Raw genomic sequence first — 19,682 nt, forward strand, 5'->3', positions numbered from 1 at the left:
CCATGTCCACAGCCCTGCCCCGGCACGTCATCGACTTCGCCAGTGACCTTGCCCCCCGTGAAATTGAAATCAACGACCCGGCCGTGGTCGATGCGCCTTATCACAGCAAGAGTTGGCGGCACTTTGTGCAGCCCGGGAAAAACGCCGTGGCCGGCATCTGGGAGGCGGGACCGCACCGCGAGCGTTGCCAGTGCGATTACGACGAGCTGTGTCACATCCTCGAAGGCAGCGTGCGCCTGACCGATGCCGAGGGCGTCGCGCGCACGTTCGGCCCCGGTGACTCCTTCGTGGTCGCCAGCGGATTCAATGGCACCTGGGAAAACCTCACCACGGTGCGCAAGGTCTACTTCATCCTCGGCTAAACGGCCCCGACCGCTACATCAGGCTGCTGACGCACCTGATTGCGCCCATTGCGCTTGGCCTGGTACAACGCGTCGTCGGCACGGGTCAACAGGCTTTCCGGTGTGTCGCCGGGTTGTGCATGGGCCACGCCGAACGACGCGGTGATGGTGTCCAGCACCGTGTCGGTGCCCCGGGCCTTGACCCGCAGCGACTGGATCTTCAGGCGCAGGCGCTCGGCAAAAGCGCCCCCGGCGGCCAGATCCGGGCAATCCTTGAGCACCACACAGAACTCCTCGCCGCCGTAACGTGCCGCGAACGCTTCGCCGGGCAGCGAGTCGCGCAACACCCGGGCGACATGCTGAAGCACGCGGTCGCCCAAGGGATGGCCGTACTGGTCGTTGAATTGCTTGAAGTGGTCGATATCCAGCATCACCAGCGCCACACCCGTCGCCACGTTGCTCAGGGCCTTTTCAAGCTGGCGGTTGAAGGTGGTGCGATTGAACAACTCGGTCAGGCCATCGAGGGTCGCGGCCAATTGAGCGCGTTCGAGTTTGTCCCGCAGGCTCTTGATTTCATGCTGCGCCGACTGCAACTGGGCGAGGAAATGCTCCTGCTGTCCCTGCATCAGCCGGGTGCTCTGTTGCAGCTCGCTCAGGATACTCGGCAAACGCTCGCTGGCGGGCTCTTCGAGCATCTGCAGGTATTGGCCCAGGCTGGCCTGGAAGTTCTGGTTACCCCTCACGCTGCGCGAAACATCGCGCTCCATGTCGTCGACCAGGTTGATTGCGTCCTGCTGCCCGGAGCGGGCGTCCGCCAGTTCATCGCGGATGATGTACTCGCGAAACAGTTTGGCGGCCGACTCCGGCGGGAAACAGTCGAAGTCGTTGACCACCCGGTCCAGATGCCGGTTGAGCTCCGGCTCCTGGCCCTTGCTGTAGGTGTACCAGAGTGCGTAATGCACCGGGTTGGGCGGAATGTTGTGACGAACCATCAGCGGCACTGCCTGTTTGAGCAATGCCGCGGCCTCGCGGGAGTCTTCTGGATACAGCGCTAGAACAGTCGCACGCGTGTCTGATTGGCTCATGGTTTCACTGTGATTGTTATCATTGGCGTTTGGAAAACTCGCTGAGCATAGCGATACGCCCGGCAAACGACCATCCCGAATTACACAATCATTGCAACCCGGTACGCCCGAGGTATTGCACCCAGCTTTTTTGTAGGAGCGAGCCTGCTCGCGATGGCGGTGTATCAACCAACGACGATGTTGGATCTGATGGCCTCATCGCGAGCAGGCTCGCTCCCACAGGGGTTATGTGGTGTCTGTATCAGCGCGCAGCCCAGGCATTGAAGCGCTGTTCAAGCTCCTCGCCATGGTCGACCCAGAACTCCGCGTCCACGGCCCGGGCGCCGGCCAGGTTGGCTTCGGCGGTCGGCAGTTGGTCCTGCACGTCCTTGGGCAGCAATGGCAGGGTCTGGCGATGCACCGGCCCGTAGGGGATGGTTTCCGAGAAGACTTTTTGCGTCTGCGGCTGGCTGGCGAACGCGATGAAGTTTTCCGCCAATGCCTTGTTCGGCGTGCCTTTGACCACCGCCCAGTATTCCGGGTCGTACAGGCTCTGCGGCCAGACGATGCTCAGCTTCATGCCTTCCTTCTGCGCCGAGGCAATCCGGCCGTTATAGGCCGCGCTCATCACCACGTCGCCGGCGATCAGCCACTGCGCCGGCTGTGCGCCCGCCTCCCACCACTGGATATTCGGCTTGATCTGGTCGAGTTTGGCAAAGGCCCGTGTCACGCCTTGCGGGGTCTTCAAGACCTTGTACACATCGTCAGCCTTCACGCCATCGGCCAGCAGCGCGATTTCCAGGGTGTACTTGGCGCTCTTGCGCAGGCCGCGCTTGCCCGGGAAGTCGGCGACATTCCAGAAGTCCGCCCAGGACTGCGGCGCCTTGGCCTGCTTGCTCTGGTCATAGGCCATGACCATCGACCAGACGTAAGTGGCCACCCCGCACTCGGTTAACGCACCCGGCACGAAGTTCGCCGAATCACCGAAGCGCCCCGCATCGAGCTTCTCGAACAGGCCCTCCTCGCAGCCGCGCAACAACTCGGGGCTTTCGACTTCCACCACGTCCCAACTGGTGTGGCCGGCCGAGACCATGGCCTTGATCTTCGACAGTTCGCCGTTGTATTCCCCGGCGATGATGTTGCCCGCGCCACTGGCGTTGAAGGGCTGGAAGTAGGCCTTATCCTGGGCCTGTTTGGTGGCGCCACCGAAGGAAATCACGGTGAGGTCCTGGGGGGCCGCCCACACGCTGGCACTGAGCAACGCCAGGGTAAACGGAACACTGCAACGCAAGGATCTGGACATGGATCGCTTCCTCGGGTCTTGTCGACCCATTGTTGTTATGGGTGTTCGGATTCACTCAAGTACGCAGCCAGGCGATCCATCAAGCGGTCACAGGCCGCCATCTGTTCGACGCTGACAAACTCATCGGGCTTGTGCCCCTGGTCCATGCTGCCGGGACCGCAGACCACCGAAGGGATGCCGGCCTGATCGAACAGCCCGCCTTCGGTGCCAAAGGCCACGGTGCTGAACTCGTCGCTGTCGCACAGCCGGGCAATCAGCCGGGCCGCAGCGCTGTCGGCGGGCGTCGCCAGGCCGGGATAGGCGGAGATTTTTTCGAAGCGGATACCGGTAGCGGTGTCCACGGCCTGCATGGCCGGCAGCAACGTCTGCTCGGCGTAGTCCTGAAGTTCATCGACGACCACTTGCGGGGCGAAGTCCGGCAAGGCGCGGATCTCAAAATCGAAACGGCAGTCCGCTGGCACGATATTCAGCGCCGTACCGCCCTGGATCACTCCGACCTGCACGGTCGAGAACGCCGGATCGAAGCGTTTGTCGTGCAATTGCGGGCGAGCCAGGGTGGCGCCGATGTCGCCCAGCCGACCGATCAGGCGCGCGGCCTGCTCGATGGCGTTCACCCCATAAGGCGCGTAGGCCGAATGACAAGCGGCGCCGCGTACGTGGCAACGCATCGCCAGCTTGCCCTTGTGGCCAAGCACCGGCTTGAGTTCGGTCGGCTCGCCGATAAGACACAAGGCCGGGGCCGGGATACGTTGAGGCAGCACTTCCAATAAGCCGCGCACGCCGAGGCAGCCGACCTCTTCGTCATAGGAAAACGCCAGGTGCACCGGGCGCTTCAAAGGGCGGGCCAGAAACATCGGCACGGCCGCCAGCACCGAGGCCAGATAGCCCTTCATGTCCGCGGTGCCGCGCCCATATAGCTTGCCGTTCGCCTCGCTCAGGCTGAACGGCTCGACTGTCCAGGCCTGACCGTCCACCGGCACCACATCGGTGTGACCGGACAGCACGATGCCGCCGGCCACACGCGGGCCGACCGTGGCCAACAGATTGGCCTTGGTCCGCTCGGCGTTGTAGATCAGCTCGCAATCCACGCCCAGTTCGTGCAGGTAATCACGCACAAACTCGATCAGCTCCAGGTTCGAGTCGCGGCTGACCGTGGCGAACCCGATCAACCGCGCGAGCATGGCGCGGCTGCGCAACTCACTCATCGCCGGGCACTCCATAGGCGGGGGCCAGGGTCGGATTGAGGGCGCGGGTCAGGTAGTCCTGCAATTGCGGCTCGTAGGCCGTCCACAGTTTGCCCAGCTCGCCAATCGGGTTTTCATCGGCCCAATCCACCCGCAGGTCGACAACCGGCCAGGTCAGGTCACCGACCACCGACAGCGCCGCCGAGTGCACTGCGCCGGCTTCGCCACCGGCATCCTGCCCGGCCTGCAAGGCATTCATCAGCCGGGTGGCGAGGCAGCCTTCGCTGTTTTCAAAGGCCGCGACCATCGCCTCGATCACCCCACTGTTGGCCAGCAGGTTGCCGGCCGCCACACATTGGTCACCGGCCAGCGCATTGTTGATGCCCAGCGCATGGTTGCCACTGAACACCGCCGTGCGCCCATGGGCATCGACCACCGCCACCTGGCGGTATTGGCTGTAGCCGTTGCGGGTCAACGAATGGTCCAGCGCCTGGGGCGGCGCCGAGCCGTTGGCCAGTTCATCGAGGATCTGCGGGCCGAGGGCCGGCAACGTGATGTTCTGGCTCGACACCGCGCCGACACCGGCACGCAGCCACGGGCAGCGCGCGCCGACGGCAATGCTCGAGGAGCTGATGGCAATGCCCAGCTGGCCAGTCTCGGCGCAGCGACCCACGATGGAAAAAGTCATGGCGAATTCCTTATTCAGGGATGACAGCGATCACATCGATTTCCATCAGCCACTGCGGCTGGCCGAGGGCACTGACCACCAGACCGGTGGAAATCGGAAACACGCCCTTGAGCCACTTGCCGACCTCCTGGTACACCGGCTCGCGATAGCGCGGGTCGATCAGGTAAGTGGTGGTCTTGACGATGTGGCTCAGGTCGCTGCCCGCCTCTTCCAGCAGTTGCTTGACGTTGCGCATGGCCTGCTCGGCCTGGGCGCGCGGATCACCGAGGCCCACCAGTTGGCCGTTGAAATCGGTGCCGACCTGACCACGCACATACACGGTGTTGCCGGCGCGTACGGCCTGGCACAGGTCGTTGTCCAGCGTCTGGTTCGGGTAGGTGTCTTTGGTGTTGAACATGCGGATGCGGGTATGAGTAGGCATTAACGAACTCCCATGAGGCTGGCTTTCTGAAGAGGTGCACGGGCGGCGTCGGCTTGACGCTGGGTCGCATCCCGATAGTTGAGATAGGTGTGCTGTTTAACGATGTGATCGGCGATATGCTTGGCGTCGTGCCAAACGCCCCAGATAAACGCGGAGCCGCGACGGGACTGCCACGGCAAACCAACGAAGTACACGCCGGGCTCGGCCGACACGCCGCGCTGGTGCTGCGGTTTGCCGTTTTCCTTGAAGGCATCGACCTTCAGCCAGTTGTAGTCGGTGGAGTAACCGGTGGCCCAGATGATCGTGGTGACACCGGCCTTGACCAGGTCGAGCTCGAGAATCGGCCTGGTCACGCAGTCCGGATCGGCCAGCATGGCCCGGGCTTCCGGCTCCAGTGGCAGGTCGAGGCCGTTGCGTTCGATATAGGCGTCGGCCTTGTCGAGCAGTGCGAGGTAGTTTTCATCGCCGCGGCGGATGTTGTCGGCGAGGTTGTCTTCAAAGCTGACCACGGCGCCATTGAACGATTGGGTCAGGCCGACCAGGCTCATGCCTTGATGGGCCAGTCGGCGGAAGTCCACGGTGTGGCCGCCACGGGCACCGCTCACGGCGATGGTCACGTGTTCCTTGCCCGGTTGCATGGCTTCGGCATCCCACTCGCCCAGCACCCCCAGCCACCAGCAGAAATCACGGTTGCGATAGGCACGGGGCGGACGATCGTGGGCGCCTACCGACAGGTAGACCTGCTTGCCGGAACGTTGCAGTTCATCGGCGATCTGCACGCCCGAGGAACCGGCGCCCACCACCAGCACCGCACCTTCGGCCAGTTGCTGCGGGTTGTAGTACTGGGCGGAGTGAATCTGGGTGATGCCGGCGATTTCGGGAGCGATTGGCGGAATGGCCGGACGCTGGAACGGGCCGGTGGCGACCACCACGTGCCGGGCCTCGATCACGCCATCAGAGGTTTCAACGGTGAAACCGGGACGGTCGATGTTACGTTCGACTTTCTTCACGTCCACGCCGGTACGGATCGGCGCGTTGAACTTGCGGGCATAGGCTTCGAAGTACTCAGCCACCTGCTCTTTCCCGGCGAAGGCATCCGGGTCCAGACCGTCGAATTCCAGCCCCGGGAAGCGGTCGTGCCAGGCCGGGCCGTTGGCTACCAGCGAATCCCAGCGACCGGTGCGCCAGGCTTCGGCGATACGATTGCGCTCCACAACGAGGTGCGGCACACCGAGCTTGCTCAGGTGTTCACTCATGGCCACGCCGGCCTGGCCGGCGCCAACAACAAGCGTATCAATTGCGGTTTTATCAACTGTCATGGCTGTGCACTTCTGAAAGGTGGTTTGATTCAGGTCGGTCATGGCTGCCGCCTCGATTCTGATCACTGTTGTTCTTCTGCTGCCGCTATTGGTGTCAGGGTGTTGGCCGCATTCTGTTCGGAGCCGGGAATTAGCGAAATTATGTTTTTTGTGGTCGCTGGCGAGGAAAAAGCGTCGAGGCGACCGGTTGGCTGTGCAAGGTTGCGGACAACCCGATCCCGGCCTATGGTCCAAGCGATGCAATACCCGCGACCGGCGCGAAGACCCGGCGCGGATTGCTGTCCATCCAGTGCGGATTCACGCAAGGAGTGATGACATGCCCGACAATTCCCGTCCTGCCGTGCTCGAACTGATTGGCAATACCCCGCTGGTGCGCGTCAGCCGTTTCGATACAGGCCCCTGCACCCTGTTTCTCAAACTCGAATCCCAGAACCCCGGCGGTTCGATCAAGGACCGTATCGGTCTGGCGATGATCGATGCCGCCGAACGCGATGGCCGCCTGCGTCCCGGCGGCACCATCGTCGAAGCCACCGCCGGCAACACCGGCCTCGGCCTGGCCCTGGTCGGTCGCGCCAAGGGCTACAGGGTGGTGCTGGTGGTGCCGGACAAGATGTCCACCGAGAAGGTCTTGCACCTCAAGGCCATGGGCGCCGAGGTGCACATCACCCGCTCCGATGTCGGCAAGGGCCATCCCGAGTATTACCAGGACGTCGCCGCACGGCTGGCGGCGGAAATTCCCGATGCGTTCTTCGCCGACCAGTTCAACAATCCCGCCAACCCGCTGGCCCACGAATGCAGCACCGCGCCGGAGATCTGGGCGCAAACCCAGCATGATGTGGACGCCATCGTCGTCGGCGTCGGTTCGGCCGGCACCCTCACCGGGCTGACCCGCTTCTTCAAACGGGTGCAGCCGGACCTGGAAATGGTCCTGGCCGACCCCGTCGGCTCGGTGATGGCCGAATACAGCCGCAATGGCACCCTCCCCACCCCCGGTTCGTGGGCGGTGGAAGGCATTGGCGAGGACTTCATTCCGTCGATTGCCGACCTGTCCAGCGTGCGCCACGCCTATTCGATCAGCGACGAAGAAAGCTTCGACCACGCCCGCCAACTGCTGCGCGCCGAAGGCATTCTCGGCGGCTCGTCGACCGGCACCCTGCTGGCCGCCGCCCTGCGTTACTGCCGCGAACAGACCCAGCCGAAACGGGTGGTGAGCTTCGTCTGCGACACCGGTACGCGTTACCTGTCGAAGGTCTACAACGACCAGTGGATGAACGATCAGGGTCTGCTGCAACGCAAGCACTACGGCGACCTGCGCGACCTGATCGCGCGACGTTTCGAGGATGGCCGGGTGATCAGCGTCGGCCCCGACGACACCCTGCTCACCGCGTTCCAGCGCATGCGTCTGGCGGATGTCTCGCAACTGCCGGTGCTGGTGAATGGCAAGCAACTGGTCGGCGTGATCGACGAGTCCGACATCCTGCTGGGCGTGCATGAAGACGTTGCGCACTTTCGCAAGACCGTCTCCAGCGCCATGACCGACAAACTGCAAACCCTGTCCCCCGGCGCCTCACTGGCGGATCTGGAGGCAGAACTGGGCCGTGGACTGGTGGCAATCATTCAGGATGCCTCGGGCTTCCACGGCCTGATTACCCGAACCGACATGCTCAACCATTTGCGGAGATCCCTGCCATGAGTCAGCACGATGAAAATGCCCCGCCACGGGGCTTCGCCACCCGCGTGATCCATGCCGGGCAAGTGCCGGACCCTTCGACCGGGGCGCTGATGCCGCCGATCTATGCCAACTCCACCTACCTGCAACAGAGCCCCGGGGTGCACAAAGGCCTCGACTACGGGCGTTCGCACAACCCGACGCGCTGGGCGCTGGAGCGCTGCGTGGCCGACCTCGAAGGCGGCACCCGGGGCTTTGCCTTCGCTTCGGGGCTGGCGACCATTTCCACCGTGCTGGAACTGCTCGACGCCGGCTCGCACATCGTCTCGGGCAATGACTTGTACGGCGGCACCTTCCGCCTGTTCGACAAGGTGCGCCAGCGCAGCGCCGGGCACCGCTTCAGCTTCGTCGACCTGACCGACCTGGCGGCGTTCGAGGCATCCCTGCAAGACGACACCCGCATGGTCATGGTCGAGACCCCGAGCAATCCGCTGCTGCGCCTCACGGACCTGGCCGCCATCGCCCGCACCTGCCGCGCGCGCGGCATCATCTGCGTGGCCGACAACACCTTCGCCAGCCCGTGGATCCAGCGCCCGCTGGAACTGGGATTCGACATCGTGCTGCACTCGACCACCAAATACCTCAACGGCCACTCCGACGTGATCGGCGGCATCGCCGTGGTCGGGCAGAACGCCGAACTGGCCGAGCGCCTGGGTTTCCTGCAAAACGCCGTCGGCGCCATCGCCGGCCCGTTCGACGCCTTCCTCACCCTGCGCGGGGTCAAGACCCTGGCGCTTCGCATGGAGCGCCATTGCAGTAACGCACTGGAACTGGCGCAGTGGCTGGAGCGCCAACCGCAAGTGTCGCGGGTCTACTACCCCGGCCTGCCCTCGCACCCGCAACACGAACTGGCCCAACGGCAAATGCACGGTTTCGGCGGAATGATCTCCCTCGACCTCAACAGCGACCTGGCTGGCACCAAACGCTTCCTCGAGAGCGTGCAGATCTTCGCCCTGGCCGAGAGCCTGGGCGGAGTGGAAAGCCTGATCGAACACCCGGCGATCATGACCCACGCCACCATCCCACCCGCCACCCGCGCAGAGCTGGGGATTGGCGACGGGTTGGTGCGGTTGTCGGTGGGGGTTGAGGATGTGGAGGATTTGCGGGCTGATTTGGCTCAGGCGTTGGCGCGGATGTAATAAATCCCTGTAGGAGCGAGCCTGCTCGCGATAGCGGTGGATCAGTCGGCAATGACGCAGATTGACACTCCGCTATCGTCGGAACGCCGCCCGGAGCAAGCTCGCTTACAACGGGTGGTGATATTTCAGGCGTTTTTGCAAGTCTTCAACCGGCAACGGCTGGCTATACAGGGTCAAGGGTTCGTCCACGGCGTGGCCAGTGCCAGTGTGATGAGGTAGCGCTCTTCCGTGGGGCGCTTGTTGTCCTTGAAACGATGAACCACCAGCATCACCTGATACTTGTCTCCCGCATGCCAATAGGAGGTGCCGCCCTTGTTCACGTCGCGCAATCGGGCTCGCCATTGCGGCGTGTCGGCGAATGGTGGATCTTCCTCGATTCGGATCGGGGTCCAGCCGGCTGCGCGCAATTGGTCTTGCAGATCCAGCACGACCTTGAGGGTGTCATCGAGCAATAGCGGCTCGATTTGTGGGGACATGCGGACACTCCTCACCTTCTCGTCAGTAAAACTCACGGTAAAGAATCGGGCCAAAGGGGTTACAAAGCTGAATTGAGGGTCTGTGAAACGAAGACGGGCATCTGACTTGGGAACGTTGAACCATGATTGGCCCGGTATGGCGGGGTCGATACTTGCGCTGGAGCGCTGGCGCATGGCCTCGTAAGGCTCGCCAATCACCAAGGCGATTTCCGGTTCGTCCGATAGCATTTCAATCGCTGAAAGCGTCAGGAGGGATGTGATAGCCAGTACCAACATGCCACGCCGCCAGCCCAGGCGGTGCATCAGATTCATCGTACACCCCCACCCGAGGCGATATCCCGAATCGATTGCTCAATCAGATGGCGTTTGTCGCTATGCAGCAGCTCATCAAACTGCTTCGCCGCTCTGAGCACGAAGGCCATGCGCTGATTGACATCGGCCAGGTTGGCAATGGGGTTGTCGCCAAAACCAATGGTGCGTCCGTCATCGACGGGGCGGCACTGGCTGGCCAGGGTCAGTTCGATGGCCTGAGCGGCCCCGGAGGGCAAGTTGGTGACGTAGGAGGCATGGTTGCCGCGCAGCAACCATTTCATTCCGCTATCGTTGTACATCGCCGGTTGCAAGATATTGACCTGTTCGTGCTCGGCAAGAAGTGCGACGCTTTCCGCGATATTACCCGCCTCAATCGCCTCAAACGCCAGGAGGATTTCCTTGTAGTCAGTCCCGAACCTCAGCCTTTCCTGCCCCACCGGCCACAACACCGAATGCTCGCCACTCCCATAGATGTCCTTCCGTGAAGCCAGACAATCCTTCAACGCCGCCAACCCCCGCTCCTTGTAGAACACATGCAATGGATACACATCCAGAAACAGCGTGGTATTGCCCATCGCCAGCATTTCGTAGACGAACCGGTACAGCCGTTGTGCGTACGACAGCGAGTCGTCACCAGCACCGAGGGTGCCGCCCGGCACCGGGTTGTCACGGTTGGCCTGTTCGTAGTCGCGCTGGCGCTGTTCGAACTCGCGTATTTTCGCCCGTTTTTCCCGCTCGCTGCCGCTGAGCAAGCCCACCAGTCCTTGTCTGGCGCTGTACTTCAGGTGCTCTGTAGCCTGGTATTCGGCCTGGATCCTGTCGATCGATTCGGCCGCGTGCAGCAAGCCGCAGCCCACCTGCTTGGAGGCGAAGGCGGCCAGGCCGGCCCACTGGAAACGCGGGTCGTGGCGCCACAGCTGGGCGTAGGCGGCGTTGATCGCCTGGTTGCGTGCCTTGGGGTCGGTAATCAGTTGACCGCCCGGCGCCACGATGTTTTCGACTCGCTGTTGATACCCGCGCCAGAAGTTCTCGCAGACCCGGCCCTGCCATTCGCTGAAGGTCGGGGCGGAGGGTTTCGGCGTCGAGGTAAAGCCGGCGTGGCGATTGCCGGGGGCGGAGGGAGTTTCCGGTTGAGAGGCCGTCCGTGGCGCCGGGGCCTCTTCGTTGCAGTAAGTGGTATCGAGCACGGATGGAATCAGTTTGGCGTTGCAGGGGCAACTGCTGAAGCTGTCCAGCGTGCCGGCCAGCAATCTGCCGTGACTTTCGATGTGTGAAATGCCACTGACGATGACGTAGATCCTGTTGTCCTTGCCGCAGGAAACCGGGTCCCCGGCACACGCGGCGGCAAAGTCAAACATCATCAGGTAGCAATCGGCATCCAGCACCTTGCCGCCGCAGGTGGTCCAGTCATCCTTGCGGATGAAATATCCCTCTGTCATTGCTTGAATTCCCTGTCTGTTGACGACTTGTGCGGGCACTCAGTGCACCCGCCAACAAGCAAATTGCGTCTGCTCCTGAGTGAAAACGGGGGCACGGCAATGCGCGGCGCACAGGTTTAACGCAGGGGAAATACACGTAAATAGGACGTTTCCGGGATGTATGTAGGAAATGGAGAATCAATCGCCTTCTGCTACGGTCTTCCGGCGAAAAGTGTGAAGGAAACCGTATTTTCCCAGCCTGCACGCGTAATCGTTAACGTGCATCGTCGGAGCGCCGCCCGGAGCAAGCTCGCTCCTACAGGTTTTGCTGGTCTGGCACGCAAGACTCCCTATAATCGCGGCGTTTTCGTCTACCCTCACGAAGCGTCGTGCAGCAATCAGCTTGTGCGGGGCGCATCGACATTTTTCCGCTATTGAACCGGAGAACTTCCATGCTCAAACGTACCCTGGCATTGGCCGTCGGCCTGACCCTATCCTTTTCCACCCTGCTGGCACAGGCCGCCGACACCCTCAAGGTCAGCGCCATTCCCGACGAAGCCCCCACCGAACTGCTGCGCAAGTTCAAGCCCCTGGGCGAGTACCTGGAGAAGCAGCTGGGCATGAAGGTCGAGTTCGTACCGGTGTCCGACTACCCGGCGGTGGTCGAGGCCCTGGCCACAGACCGTATCGACATGGCCTGGCTGGGCGGCTTCACCTTCGTGCAGGCGCGTTTGAAAACCGGCAATGCCATTCCATTGGTACAGCGTGAGCAGGATGCGCAGTTCACCAGCAAATTCATCACCGCCGACCCGGCCGTCAAGTCGCTGGCCGACCTCAAGGGCAAGTCGTTTGCCTTCGGCTCGGTCTCGTCGACGTCGGGCAGTTTGATGCCGCGTTATTTCATGCTCAAGGACGGCATCAAGCCTGAAACCTACTTCAGCCGTGTCGGCTACTCCGGCGCCCACGACGCCACCGTCGCCTGGGTTCAGGCTGGCAAAGTGGATGCCGGCGTGCTGAATGCCAGCGTCTGGGAAAAACTGGTCAAGGCCGGCAAGGTCGACACCGACAAGGTCAAGGTCTTCGCTACCACGCCGGCCTACTTCGACTACAACTGGACCGTGCGCGGCACCCTCGACCCGACCCTGGCCGCGAAAATCAAGGCGGCCTTCCTCGCGCTCGACCCGGCCAACCCGGAGCAAAAGGCGATTCTGGACCTGCAAGCCGCCAGCCGTTTCATCGAGACCAAGCCTGAGAACTACAAGGGCATCGAGGAAGCCGCGCGCGCTGCCGACCTGCTGAAATGACACTGCATCTGAACCAGGTCAGCCTCACTCACGGCAATGGCGTGCGTGCGCTGCATGAGATCGACCTGCACATCGCTGCCGGTGAGCAGGTCGCCATAATCGGCCCGTCCGGTGCCGGCAAGTCGAGCCTGCTCAACGTGCTGGCCACCGCCCTGCGCCCGGACGACGGCGCGGTCGAAGTACTCGGTGAGCACGCCTGGCAGCTTGGCGCCCGACAGCGCCAACGGCTGCGGGCGCGCATCGGCCTAGTGCATCAGGCGCCGCCGCTGCCACCGCGCCAGCGAGTGGTCACGGCGGTGCTGGCCGGAAAGCTGGGGCAATGGGGGTTTGCCAAAAGCCTGCTGAGCCTGCTGCATCCGGTGGATGTTCCGGGCGCGCGGGCGGCACTGGTCAAGCTGGACCTGGGTGACAAGCTGTTCGCCCAGTGCCAGCAGTTGTCCGGCGGCCAACTGCAGCGTGTGGGCATTGCCCGCGTGTTGTACCAGGCACCCGAAGTGCTGCTGGCCGATGAGCCGGTGTCGGCAATGGACCCGGTACTGGCCGGGCACACCCTGTCGATCCTCTGCCGCCACGCCCGGGAACACAAGGTGACCCTGGTCGCCAGCCTGCATGCGGTGGAACTGGCCCTGACGCACTTCTCGCGCATCATCGGTTTGCGTGACGGTCAGGTCCTGTTCGACCTACCCGCCGGCGACGTCGACCACGATTTGCTCGACAGGCTCTACGCCAATGAGCAACTGCTGTCGCCACCCGTTCCGGTGGCGCCCTTGAGCCTGCAGATTCCACGATGCTGACGCGCGATACACGAGACCCGGCCACCCTGCCCCGCCTGCTGCTCAGTCTGTTGGCGCTTGCGCTGCTGTGGCCGGGTATCCATTTCAGCGAACTGGACCTGGGTGTGCTGCTCCAGGCCGACAGCCAGAGTGAGATGGGCCGGTTTGTCTCAGCCTTCTGGCCGCCCGCCCATGGCGAAGAGTTCTTGCAGTTGCTGTGGCAAGCCACGCTGCAGACCCTGGCCATCGCCACCGCCGGCATGGCTTTGGCTTTACTGTTGGCCGTGCCTGCCAGCTTGTTGGCCAGTCGAGCGCTGTCGTTGTCCGCAGCTTCGCGCAGTGGTCGCCCGAGCGCTCTCGGCCGACTGTTGCGCTGGCCCGTGCGCGGGTTGCTGATCTTCCTGCGCAGCGTGCCGGAAATCGTCTGGGCCTTGCTGTTCGTGCGCGCCGTCGGCCTTGGCCCGACAGCCGGGGTACTGGCCATTGCCATCACCTACAGCGGCATGCTGGGCAAGGTCTACGCGGAAATCTTCGAGTCGGTCGACCAGCGCCCGGCCCACTCACTGCTGCAAGCCGGCAGTGGCCGGTTGGCGGCGTTCTGCTACGGCATCCTGCCCAATGTCGCGGCGGAGTTGCTGTCGTACACGGTGTATCGCTGGGAGTGCGCGATCCGCGCGTCGGTGGTGATGGGCTTCGTCGGTGCCGGCGGGCTCGGCCAGCAGATCGACCTGTCATTGCGCATGTTCGCCGGCGGTGAAGTGGCGAGCATGTTGCTGACCTTTTTCGTCCTGGTGTTGTTCGCCGACCAGATCAGCCGCCTGTTGCGCTGGAGGTTCGCATGAATCGCCTGATCAACCTGCTGCTGATCCTTTGCATTGGCGCGGCGGTCATCGCTTCGTTCCGCTATCTGGGCATCGACCTCGGCGAACTGGGTGGCAGCGGTAACCTGAAGCAGATGGGCGCCTACGTGCTGCGTTTTCTCAGCCCGGACCTGAGCGCCGGCCATCTGCAAGCCATCGGCCGTGGCGCAGTGGAAACCATGGCCATGTCGGCCCTCGGCACCCTGCTCGCGGCGGTATTCGGCCTGGTGCTGGCACTGCCGGCGGCCGGGCGTTTCGGCTGGCCGTTGCAGAGTGCGTCGCGCCTGGTGCTGAACGCCCTGCGTGCCATTCCCGAACTGGTGTGGGCCGCGCTGATGGTGCTGGCAGCCGGACTCGGCCCCAACGCCGGGACCCTGGCACTGGCCATGCACACCACCGGGGTGCTGGGCCGATTGTTCGCCGAAGCACTGGAAAACACCCCGCCGCAACCGGCCGAAGCCATCCGCTTGCAGGGCGGCAACGTCGTCTGGGCCTTCTGCTACGGCACCCTGCCCAACCTGTTTCCGCAGCTGCTGGCGTACATCCTGTACCGCTGGGAAAACAATATTCGCATGGCCAGCGTGCTTGGTTTTGTTGGTGCTGGGGGGTTGGGGCAGATGCTTTATGTCAGCCTCAGCCTGTTCCTGGAGGCCCAGGCTAGTACGGTGATTTTGGCGATGTTGGTGCTGGTGTTTGCTGTTGATGGGTTGAGTAGTTGGAGTCGGCAGCGGTGGGTTAAGGCTTGATGGGGAATAGGATAGATTTGGTCAGCTGATTGCATTCGAGCTGAGCAACCATTTGTATGGAGTTGACTGCCGCGCTTATGGATATGACCGGCAGAAAACGACCCAATATGCCGTTGGTCAAAGGCAAAAATCAGACAATATCTGCCTGTCGCCAAGGGTTGTAATCGGCTGGTCAAGTCACCTTCCGTAAGAACACGCTGTGCGCAAAGCGAACGTCATCCCGAAGGTAATCCGAAGCAGCCAAAAGAGCTGAGTCAAACTGCCTAGACAGGACACTCAACGACGCCCATAGCAACAACCAGTACCGCAAGCTAGAATCGGGGCCTCAGGCATTCCAGTCCCTTTGCAACGCACGCTCTTGCAAGCGGTAATTACCGCCTTCCTTTCGCCTTAGCGGGCAGGAGATGCTTAAGCAGTCAGAACCAATGAAACACATCAAACTACTCGCCATATTCACCTTACCAACCATCCTAAGTGCTTGCCAATCGGGAGAAGATGATGCGCTTATTGTCCTCGATCAGCATGACCGGGCGACCATTTCGTCCTCCGTCAGTGACCAGCAAGTCATGTTTTTTGGTACATACAAAATTGAGCAAATGAGCCATAGCCATTCTGTAGTGATAACGGCGCAGTGCGGTACCTTGAGGTTCATCTATCAGCGCCCCCAGGGTTTGCGCATACAGGAGGACGAGGTGACCAACGAGTCAGCCTATCTGTGCGGTCTAGGCACACAGGCGAGTAGTAAAGTTTGGCATTTGGCCTTGAAGCCTTTGACTGGCCCATCCATGATGCCACCAAGCAACTGGCCTAATTAGCTCGGCGATTCCCCACGTCAAATTACTAAAACAGGCAACCAAAATCTGGCTGCAGTCCTGTATTGGCACAAAAATAAGAGAGATAGATGAATCTTAGAAAAAATATTGAAATTGAATATTTGCGCGGGATAGCCATCGTTATGACGGTGGTAACGCATTCAAATCTGCTCTTGCCGTTCCATGCAGGATTCATGGAGAAGCTGTTTAACATCTATTCTCCCTGGACAGGTGTAGATTTGTTTTTTTGCATATCGGGGTACGTCGTCAGCAAGGCATACCTTGACTATTTCGACAAAAGTAAAGCTCAAGGAAAATTTGGAGTTGCGGCGGCATCCTTCTGGATCAGACGTGCTTACCGTCTTCTTCCTACTGCCTGGTTATGGGTGCTTATCCCCCTCGTCTTTTCGATATTTTACAATCAATCGAATGCGTTCGAGTCGTGGTTTTACAATCTACGCAGCTTCACAGCCATTGCTACATTTAGCGGCAACCTCGCGAACCAATACGGCTTACTTCTAGGCCCTAACTCAGTTTATTGGAGCCTGGCGCTTGAGGAGCAGTTCTACTTCGTTTTCCCCCTTTTTCTGCTATTGATAACTTCCACTCGATGGCGAGCAATAGCCTTGATCGCGCTAATAGCTGCCCAGTTTGGTTTAGATCGAAATGCCTTCGGCGCTCCTCCAGCAGGCATGCTTTTCTCATTTCGCCTAGATGCCATGATGTGGGGGATTCTGTTGTGTTTGTTTACGCGCACGACTTTGTACAGGGAGCTTGAGCCAACTGCACTCGGCACCAGTCTACTCAAGCGATTTACTTTGACCGTGTTTCTCCTTTACATGCTGGGCGCTATTGCCGGGCAACTAATGGCAATCCCAATTGCCGTAGGCCTGATTGCAATAAACGCCTTGATCCTAGTTTGGCTTGCAAGCTACCAAAACGGCTACATTTACTGCCCGTCGATGCTGAGCAGCCTACTTCAATGGTTGGGTTCGCGCTCCTACGCTCTATATGTCATCCATATGTTTGCGTACCACTTAAGTACGGAAATTTGGAGCCGGGTAGCCGTGAAAGAAGGGCTGACGCTTGCCCAAGGCTACACCACTGAACTTTTGCTCACATCAGTAATCGTCATGATAGTGCTCAGCGAATTGAACTACAGGTTTGTCGAGGTTCCATTGCGACGGAAAGGTGCCGAAATAGCACGTCAGAAGATGGAGAGCGTTTTCACCGATGGCGTGGCCAGCAACCACCACGCAAAAACAAGGACGCCGCGGAAAGAATTTTCGTAATCAGAAAAGTGAACGGATTATTTATAGATGAGTAATGAAATATTCGAAAACCACTGACAAAATAAATCCCGCTTCGGCGGGCTTTATGCGCTTTAAATATTTGTTCTGATTGCGAATGTGGGAAACGCAATATTGAGAATAGATGCTTTTGGCCGCTCTCTGCCGGACACGGTTACAAAGCCTTCCGGTCAAATCCGATGCAATCGGTGGTCAAGCGGAGTGCAATTTCGCGCCTGACGACCAAACCAGTACTGCCCACGCAAAAAACCCTTCCTGCGTTTCAACACAGGAAGGTTTTTTTTGTTTGCGGCCGATCAGTCTTTAGCCTGGCTCAACTTGGTGAACAGCTCGGTCGGTACTTTCTTGCCGTTGGAAATGAACTGGTTGGTGCGGAACTTGTACACCTCACCCTCGGACAGGAAACCGTCGCCGTTGGTGTCCATCGCCTTGAATTCCTCAGTGCCCTTGGGCGCCACCGCCAGCAGTTCCTTGAGCGACACGCGGCTGTCATCATCGGTGTCGGTGCGCGCGAAAGATGCATCGCCGCACTTGCCTTCACCGCACTTGCCCTCGGCCTGGGTCTTTTGCGCGCTGGCTTCGGCACCGCACTTGCCTTCGCCACACTTGCCTTCGCTGGTCTTTTCCGCAGCGGCCAGTTGATAGCCTTGAGGCAAGGCTTCAGCGGAAAACACGGTGGAAGCGAAATTGATACCGCCGACCAGTGCAACAGCGATCAGGCCAACGCGGGTTTTGTTCGGGAACTGGATACGAGACATGTTGATACTCCGGAGCAATGGCGTGGCTGGACCATTCTGGTCGTGCCACAAGGGTTAACTAACCTGGTTGCGAGGTGCGTTGTGCATCTCGCTTTGGCAGGTCTATTGGGCCCCAGTGGTGTATCCGGGCTGTATCCGCAAAGCGCTGGTTTTGTATGGCTGTATCAAGATGCCGCGCCTTGATACACGGCGATACAACAAAAGCCTCAAGCTACTACCCTTCATTGACGACCTAGACCTTACAACTCAAGGAGCGTCAGACATGAACGGTAAATGTATAGCAGCGGGATTGAGTCTTTTGTTCGCACTCAGTGGTGCGTGCCTGGCGGCGCCGGGCACCATCAGGTTTCAAGGCAGCATTGTCGAGCCGGGCTGTCAGTCACGCGTAGGGACGGATGGCACATTCGAACTTTACCAATGCTCTGCCCAGAGTCGCGCGATGGGGATTGAGGCAAACACCATCGCGCCAACCGCCAGTGTTAGCGCTGTCGGTCAAACCAGTACCCACGTCAAACTGCTCGCTGACAGTGGTCGAGAAGGTCGCTATTTCGATCAGCAGTATGTGTTGGTGGATGATGCAGGCTCGCCGGTCCGTTCCGGAAACTACTTGATTACCCTCAGCATGCCTTGATCACGGGGCGCGCGCAGGACGTCTTCGTCCGACCGAAGCACCTGTTTAAAAAGGTTGTAGGTTATTTCCTGAGGGCTACAGGACCTTGCGTCGTTGCCTACGGTTACGCCAGAATCCGCCGGCTTGTGCGTCCGGGAGCTGCTCAGTAACTTGGTTCGCGTCACTGCCCATCAGTGATCGGGTTTAGTCGCCCGTGGTTTTCTAGTGAAGTGCACAAGCTCTGTCAGTCAGGCATTCCCATGCTTGCACTTGATGGTAGCTGTGCGCAGGTTGCCTTCGGGCGCGCCGGTTTGCTAGATCCCCGGTCGACTAACCTGCGTACAGCTGCCTCCCCTTTCGTTTAGTCGCTAGAGGGGTGGCGCTCCATACAAGGATCTAGCTTATGTTCAAGGTCACCCCCAACCCGCCGGACACCGATCCGACTTCCCCATACGAACCCGATTCAAACAAGCTCAACGAGGCCGCCGAACGCGCGCTCGCCTTCCATTTCCCCTCGACTGCCGACATCAAAGCCACTCCACGTACACCCAGCACTTTGTTTACCGTGGACCCTGAGGTCGATACCGAAACCCTGGTGGTTTATCTGGTCGAAACGCTGGCCTCGGTCGATGTGATGGTGCATCAGTTGGTGGATCATCTGGACGGCGGATCGCGCAATGCCCTGCTGGGGATTTCCAACAGTGTGATGTTGGCGGAGATCACGGCGAATCGGGTGCTGGACCAAATCGACCCGCGCGAATAAACACTGAGTCTGTGGCTAACGCTGACCCTGTGGCGAGGGGGCTTGCCCCGGCTCGGCGGCGAAGCCGTCGCAACACCTGACTGCACCATCTGACTGAAGAAAAGCGGGGGGGCCGCTTCGCAGCCCAACGGGAGCAAGCTCCCTCGCCACAAATGTCGGCAGGCTCAATTAGCGCAACAACACATACATCGCACTGAATCATTGGCAGACACTAACTCTGTAGCTAACACCGCCCCCGTGGCGAGGGAGCTTGCTCCCGCTGGACTGCGCAGCAGGCCCTGCTTTTCAGGTGAAGAGCTGGGGCCGCTACGCGACCCAGCGGGAGCAAGCTCCCTCGCCACAGGTTTTGTGT

The 19,682-nt window shown here is 60.7% G+C and carries 20 protein-coding genes; 11 read left to right on the plus strand and 9 right to left on the minus strand.

Annotation, left to right across the window (positions count from 1 at the left end):
• The first annotated feature begins 2 nt into the window (after window positions 1-2).
• Complete coding sequence (locus AC3IX1_RS16470; protein WP_489384981.1) at window positions 3-362, plus strand: cupin domain-containing protein; 360 nt, start codon at window positions 3-5, stop codon at window positions 360-362.
• Here AC3IX1_RS16470 and AC3IX1_RS16475 read toward each other — a convergent pair.
• The 6 genes from AC3IX1_RS16475 to AC3IX1_RS16500 all read right to left on the minus strand — a co-directional run bounded on the left by AC3IX1_RS16475 (window position 359) and on the right by AC3IX1_RS16500 (window position 6,362).
• A complete protein-coding gene (locus AC3IX1_RS16475; protein WP_489384982.1) occupies window positions 359-1,426 on the minus strand; it encodes a GGDEF domain-containing protein in 1,068 nt (355 codons plus the stop codon). The two genes, AC3IX1_RS16470 and AC3IX1_RS16475, sit on opposite strands and share 4 nt — an antisense overlap.
• Before the next feature lie 241 nt (window positions 1,427-1,667).
• Complete coding sequence (locus AC3IX1_RS16480; protein WP_489384983.1) at window positions 1,668-2,708, minus strand: ABC transporter substrate-binding protein; 1,041 nt, start codon at window positions 2,706-2,708, stop codon at window positions 1,668-1,670.
• A 35-nt stretch (window positions 2,709-2,743) separates the two neighbouring features.
• The gene (gene argE / locus AC3IX1_RS16485; protein WP_489384984.1) at window positions 2,744-3,913 is read right to left on the minus strand and encodes an acetylornithine deacetylase; all 1,170 of its coding nucleotides are present in this window, start codon (window positions 3,911-3,913) and stop codon (window positions 2,744-2,746) included.
• On the minus strand, window positions 3,906-4,580 hold the full coding sequence (locus tag AC3IX1_RS16490; protein ID WP_489384985.1) for a DUF1028 domain-containing protein: 675 nt from the start codon (window positions 4,578-4,580) through the stop codon (window positions 3,906-3,908). Before AC3IX1_RS16490 ends, argE begins: the two co-directional genes overlap by 8 nt.
• Window positions 4,581-4,590: 10 nt before the next feature.
• Complete coding sequence (locus AC3IX1_RS16495) at window positions 4,591-5,001, minus strand: RidA family protein (RefSeq protein ID WP_003201555.1); 411 nt, start codon at window positions 4,999-5,001, stop codon at window positions 4,591-4,593.
• Entirely contained in the window at window positions 5,001-6,362 is a 1,362-nt protein-coding gene (locus AC3IX1_RS16500; RefSeq protein WP_489384986.1) for a flavin-containing monooxygenase, read from the minus strand. The genes AC3IX1_RS16495 and AC3IX1_RS16500 overlap by 1 nt, the downstream gene beginning before the upstream one ends.
• A 274-nt stretch (window positions 6,363-6,636) precedes the next feature.
• Here AC3IX1_RS16500 and AC3IX1_RS16505 point away from each other — a divergent pair, with 274 nt between their 5' ends.
• Both AC3IX1_RS16505 and AC3IX1_RS16510 read left to right on the plus strand, forming a co-directional pair.
• Entirely contained in the window at window positions 6,637-8,013 is a 1,377-nt protein-coding gene (locus AC3IX1_RS16505) for a pyridoxal-phosphate dependent enzyme (RefSeq protein ID WP_489384987.1), read from the plus strand.
• A complete protein-coding gene (locus tag AC3IX1_RS16510) occupies window positions 8,010-9,188 on the plus strand; it encodes a trans-sulfuration enzyme family protein (protein ID WP_489384988.1) in 1,179 nt (392 codons plus the stop codon). The genes AC3IX1_RS16505 and AC3IX1_RS16510 overlap by 4 nt, the downstream gene beginning before the upstream one ends.
• A gap of 173 nt (window positions 9,189-9,361) precedes the next feature.
• Here the strand turns inward: AC3IX1_RS16510 and AC3IX1_RS16515 are convergent, their stop codons facing one another.
• Window positions 9,362-9,976 carry a hypothetical protein gene (locus tag AC3IX1_RS16515; RefSeq protein ID WP_489384989.1) on the minus strand — a complete coding sequence of 205 codons (615 nt, stop codon included), beginning with the start codon at window positions 9,974-9,976 and terminating at the stop codon, window positions 9,362-9,364.
• Window positions 9,973-11,415, minus strand: coding sequence for a PAAR domain-containing protein (locus AC3IX1_RS16520; RefSeq protein WP_489384990.1), 1,443 nt, complete (start codon window positions 11,413-11,415; stop codon window positions 9,973-9,975). Before AC3IX1_RS16520 ends, AC3IX1_RS16515 begins: the two co-directional genes overlap by 4 nt.
• A 431-nt stretch (window positions 11,416-11,846) precedes the next feature.
• Between AC3IX1_RS16520 and AC3IX1_RS16525 the strand changes: the two genes are divergently transcribed.
• From AC3IX1_RS16525 to AC3IX1_RS16550, 6 genes are all read left to right on the plus strand, one after another.
• Window positions 11,847-12,698 carry a putative selenate ABC transporter substrate-binding protein gene (locus AC3IX1_RS16525; RefSeq protein ID WP_489384991.1) on the plus strand — a complete coding sequence of 284 codons (852 nt, stop codon included), beginning with the start codon at window positions 11,847-11,849 and terminating at the stop codon, window positions 12,696-12,698.
• Window positions 12,695-13,492, plus strand: a complete 798-nt coding sequence (locus tag AC3IX1_RS16530) for a phosphonate ABC transporter ATP-binding protein (protein ID WP_489384992.1) — start codon at window positions 12,695-12,697, stop codon at window positions 13,490-13,492. Before AC3IX1_RS16525 ends, AC3IX1_RS16530 begins: the two co-directional genes overlap by 4 nt.
• Window positions 13,486-14,313: a PhnE/PtxC family ABC transporter permease gene (locus AC3IX1_RS16535; RefSeq protein ID WP_223503024.1), complete on the plus strand. Its 828-nt coding sequence runs from the start codon at window positions 13,486-13,488 to the stop codon at window positions 14,311-14,313. Before AC3IX1_RS16530 ends, AC3IX1_RS16535 begins: the two co-directional genes overlap by 7 nt.
• Window positions 14,310-15,077, plus strand: coding sequence for a phosphonate ABC transporter, permease protein PhnE (gene phnE, locus AC3IX1_RS16540; RefSeq protein ID WP_489384993.1), 768 nt, complete (start codon window positions 14,310-14,312; stop codon window positions 15,075-15,077). The genes AC3IX1_RS16535 and phnE overlap by 4 nt, the downstream gene beginning before the upstream one ends.
• Window positions 15,078-15,502: 425 nt before the next feature.
• The gene (locus AC3IX1_RS16545) at window positions 15,503-15,892 is read left to right on the plus strand and encodes a hypothetical protein (RefSeq protein ID WP_489384994.1); all 390 of its coding nucleotides are present in this window, start codon (window positions 15,503-15,505) and stop codon (window positions 15,890-15,892) included.
• Window positions 15,893-15,978: 86 nt separating this feature from the next.
• Window positions 15,979-17,181, plus strand: a complete 1,203-nt coding sequence (locus AC3IX1_RS16550; RefSeq protein ID WP_489384995.1) for an acyltransferase family protein — start codon at window positions 15,979-15,981, stop codon at window positions 17,179-17,181.
• A 314-nt stretch (window positions 17,182-17,495) separates the two neighbouring features.
• On the opposite strand, the gene AC3IX1_RS16555 is transcribed toward AC3IX1_RS16550, so the two are convergent.
• Window positions 17,496-17,957: an HvfA family oxazolone/thioamide-modified RiPP metallophore gene (locus tag AC3IX1_RS16555; protein ID WP_489384996.1), complete on the minus strand. Its 462-nt coding sequence runs from the start codon at window positions 17,955-17,957 to the stop codon at window positions 17,496-17,498.
• A 262-nt stretch (window positions 17,958-18,219) separates the two neighbouring features.
• Here AC3IX1_RS16555 and AC3IX1_RS16560 point away from each other — a divergent pair, with 262 nt between their 5' ends.
• Both AC3IX1_RS16560 and AC3IX1_RS16565 read left to right on the plus strand, forming a co-directional pair.
• On the plus strand, window positions 18,220-18,588 hold the full coding sequence (locus AC3IX1_RS16560; protein WP_489384997.1) for a type 1 fimbrial protein: 369 nt from the start codon (window positions 18,220-18,222) through the stop codon (window positions 18,586-18,588).
• A 382-nt stretch (window positions 18,589-18,970) separates the two neighbouring features.
• Entirely contained in the window at window positions 18,971-19,330 is a 360-nt protein-coding gene (locus AC3IX1_RS16565) for a DUF6124 family protein (protein ID WP_489384998.1), read from the plus strand.
• Window positions 19,331-19,682: the final 352 nt, after the last annotated feature.

The sequence above is a fragment of the Pseudomonas sp. KH_046_2 genome (assembly GCF_057838985.1).